The 3,342-nt window shown below is 62.1% G+C and carries 4 protein-coding genes; all 4 read left to right on the top strand.

The genetic code is table 11. From position 1 onward, the window contains the following. The first annotated feature begins 280 nt into the window (after positions 1 to 280). Positions 281 to 796, top strand: a complete 516-nt coding sequence (locus EJI00_RS24660) for a DUF4189 domain-containing protein (RefSeq protein ID WP_126750098.1) — start codon at positions 281 to 283, stop codon at positions 794 to 796. A gap of 75 nt (positions 797 to 871) precedes the next feature. Then, positions 872 to 1,405: a hypothetical protein gene (locus tag EJI00_RS24655; RefSeq protein ID WP_126750097.1), complete on the top strand. Its 534-nt coding sequence runs from the start codon at positions 872 to 874 to the stop codon at positions 1,403 to 1,405. After that, complete coding sequence (locus EJI00_RS24650) at positions 1,402 to 2,961, top strand: XVIPCD domain-containing protein (RefSeq protein ID WP_126750096.1); 1,560 nt, start codon at positions 1,402 to 1,404, stop codon at positions 2,959 to 2,961. The genes EJI00_RS24655 and EJI00_RS24650 overlap by 4 nt, the downstream gene beginning before the upstream one ends. A gap of 56 nt (positions 2,962 to 3,017) precedes the next feature. Continuing rightward, positions 3,018 to 3,342: hypothetical protein (locus tag EJI00_RS24645; protein ID WP_221885070.1), on the top strand; the 325-nt coding region annotated here is incomplete at its 3' end.

The raw sequence follows: 3,342 nt of genomic DNA, 5'->3' as shown, positions 1-3,342 counted from the left end.
CGGAACGCTGGGGCAGTTCTATACAAGCTCGGTGGTCGGAGGTGGGGCCGGTGCGCAGCAGGGGCCGGGGGGGCAGGCGCCTGGGACTTATGGGGCGCAGCAGACGCATACGGGGAATACGGCTCCTGCTGATCAATCCAAGACAGGCGGCGGTCTCAACAATCCCGGCAGCGTTGCCACCCGCACCGCGGGCAACACGCCACACGTTGCTGATTCCATCGACACCAGCAGGACGACACCACCACCAGCGCGAACACTCCATGTGGATGGGGCATAACCCATGTCAGCACATCTCTTATACAGGCTGCTGAGGGTGGGGTTTTGGCTGTTGTGCGCCAGCGCCGCGCATGCCGAGGGTGGGTTTTGTCCACCAGGCACCATCGACCACAACAACGGCAGAGCGGCTGCCATTGTTTGCTCGCCGATCCCGGGCTATGGGCAGCAACAAGCACCACAGGCACCGCCGCAGCAGTGGGAAAGAAGGTGGGGAGCGGTTGCAATAGACGACGGTCCAACCGGAAGTTTTGGCGTTGCCACTGACAAGCGAAGCAAACAAGAAGCCGCGAACGTCGCAATGGATGGTTGTCAGCAACAGGGCGGCGCGAACTGCAAGATTCAAGCCACATACGACAACGAATGTGTTGCAGTTGTGGTGGGAGAAGGCGGGTACAACGTTCCCACCGACCTCACAGTGGGTAAAGCAGTTGCGACGGGCATGAAAACATGCCGCGATGCGGGGCGCACCAACTGCCATGTCCATTACACCGCCTGCAGCCTGCCGGTACGCACTCGGTAAATGGCGATGAACCGCCTTGTCGCCACCGCCCTCTTCATTCTCTTGACCCTCACACTCCCCGCTTGCGGACAGTCCATGAAAAAACCCGACATCAAACTTAACCCGCAACCCAAGATGCGTTATGAACTGACGTTGAGTGTTCAGGATGCACCCGGGCCATTTGAATCGGTCACGGGGTTCATGCAGTACGAGGTACAGAACGAACAGGAGTGCGTGCCAGCGGATGCCATCAGCGGGCACCATCAGCGCCTGTCCATCGACCCGGACATCGAGTTCAAGCGCGTGGGCGACAGTCAGACCTACAAGGGAACGGTCTATCTGGATTTTGTGCAGGACAGCGATTACTACGGCCTCGGAGTGTGTCGCTGGAAGATGGTCGGCTTCTCGGGCGTGATGAAGGCCGGTGAAGTGACATTCAATCCATTTATTTCGGGCGAGCAGATTGCGAAGCTGCAGTCGAAGACCGAATACTTCCCGAAATCCTATTTCGGCGATCCCTCCGTCATCAAAGGCGCGCACGTCGGCGGCTCTCGTCTGGACGATTCGGTCACCCGCTACCGCGATGAATTCTTCTCCACCACCCTGACCGCCAAGGAGGACTTCCAATGAGCATCGACGCCAACGAATATGCGCGCCTGTCCGACGATTCGTACAATGATCGCTCCCAAGAGAAGAACTCCAACAAGACGGTCTCCATTGGGGGCATCGACTACAAGATCCTCGACGTTGCCAATGACCCCAAGACGGACTACCAGGGCACGGCCTATCGGCGCATTGACACCGGCGAGGTGATCATTGCCCACCGGGGCACCGAATCGGTCAAGGACGGCATGGCCGATGCGGGCATGGTCTTCAATGGGCGCAACAGCCAGCTTGACAAAGCCGTGAAGTTCACCGAACAGGCGATGGCACTGGCCAAGGAAGAAGCGGGGAAAAAACACCAGCCCCTGAGCATCTCCATCACCGGCCACTCCCTGGGCGGCACGCTGGCGGAAATCACAGCCGCCAAGTACGGCGTGCATGCCGAGACCTTCAACGCCTATGGTCCCAAGGACTTGACCGGCTTGGCACGCTATGGCGTCGACGTGCATGCCCCGCATCCGAACATCGTCAACCACGTGCGGGCCACCGACGTGGTGGGCGCCGGGGGGCCGCACTTGGGACAGGTGAAGATCTATGCCGCGGCGCAGGACATCGAGAGCCTGCGCCATGGCCGCTATATCGGGGGCTCGCCGCTGCCGGGCAATCCGCTGCTGGCGGCAGACATTTCTGCCCACACGATCAAGAATTTTCTGCCCGGCAACTCAGCATTGGGCGGTGAGTCGGTCATGACCGCGGCCAACGAGGCACGCGCGCGTGCCTATGCCGGCCCCATCGCTCAGTACCGTCATGACGTGATGAAGGGGCGGATCGACTTGCACACGGTGGCCGCCCATCATCTGCCGCCGTCGATCGCGATCCCGACCATGAGCGGTTTGCGACTGGGCGTGCAGGCGGCGGATGCGGCCAGCACGGTGGTGGCCGAGAAGGCCACGCAAGCCGCGGTGTCGGGGGCGCACACGGTCATGCACAGCGCAAAGGCCGCCAGCCATGCCGCAGGACAGGCCTACGATGCAGCGCGCAACAAGGTGGAGACAGGCGCCCGGCAGGCCGGCGAGGCGCTGGAGCGGACTGGCGAAGCGGTGCGCGAGGGTGCTTCCCGTGCGATGGACAAGCTCACCGACAAGTTAGGGTCGTGGCTCAGCAGCCAGGCAGGGCCGGTGCCGCTGTTGAACGATGGCCAGCACCCTGGCAACGGGTTCTACAAGCAGGCCTTGGCCGGGCTGGAGAAGATCAATGCCGAGCGGGGCATCCCTTCCGATCAATACACCTGCAATGCCGCCGGCACCTTGGCTTCAGCGGCTTGTGAATCCAGGTTCAAGCAGATCGATCGTGTGGCGCTGAACGACAACGGCAGCAAGCTCATTGCGGTGCAGGGGGAGCCGGGAACCGTGCATTCCAAGGTGGTCGGTGTGGACACGGTGGTGGCGCTGAACACGCCGCTGGCGCAGAGTTCGCACGCTTTCGCGGTGGCCTTCGCCGATGCGCACAACCAGCAGCAGACCCAACGCTCGCAGCAGGTGAATCAGCCTGTGCAGGCGCAAACCGGGCCGGCTCTGGCTTGAGTCGAATCCGCGCGTCAGCACTTCGCGTTCATAAGCACCATCGTCTGTCACCGACCATGATCACTTCGCACATGCACGGTCTCACCGCCATGATCCAGTCGCTGATAGCGCTGTTCGTCGGTGTGCTGCGCATGGTCTGGGCCAGCGCCATCGCCCTGGTGCTCTTCACCGCCTGGATCATGGTGCAAGGCTTTCGCATCCTCACGGGCCAGTCGCGCGAGCCGCTCATGGGCCTGGTGGTCAACGCCAGCCGCAACACGCTCATCCTGATCGCGGCCGGCACCATGGCCGTGGGCGGCTCCAGCATCCAGACTTTCTTCACCGACACCATGGCCTCGGGCATCAACGGCATGGTCACGGGCAAGGACGACAAGCCCGCAC

It is taken from the genome of Variovorax sp. DXTD-1, from assembly GCF_003984625.1.
Taxonomy (GTDB): Bacteria; Pseudomonadota; Gammaproteobacteria; order Burkholderiales; family Burkholderiaceae_C; genus Variovorax.
Note: the sequence above shows the minus strand (reverse complement) of the source record. Positions and strands in the feature narration are given on the sequence as shown.

What these genes read in the sequence shown, in the direction of transcription:
- EJI00_RS24650 (WP_126750096.1), top strand. Translation starts at nt 1,402, where the DNA reads ATGAGCATCGACGCCAACGAATATGCGCGCCTGTCCGACGATTCGTAC.
- EJI00_RS24655 (WP_126750097.1), top strand. Translation starts at nt 872, where the DNA reads ATGAAAAAACCCGACATCAAACTTAACCCGCAACCCAAGATGCGTTAT.
- EJI00_RS24660 (WP_126750098.1), top strand. Translation starts at nt 281, where the DNA reads ATGTCAGCACATCTCTTATACAGGCTGCTGAGGGTGGGGTTTTGGCTG.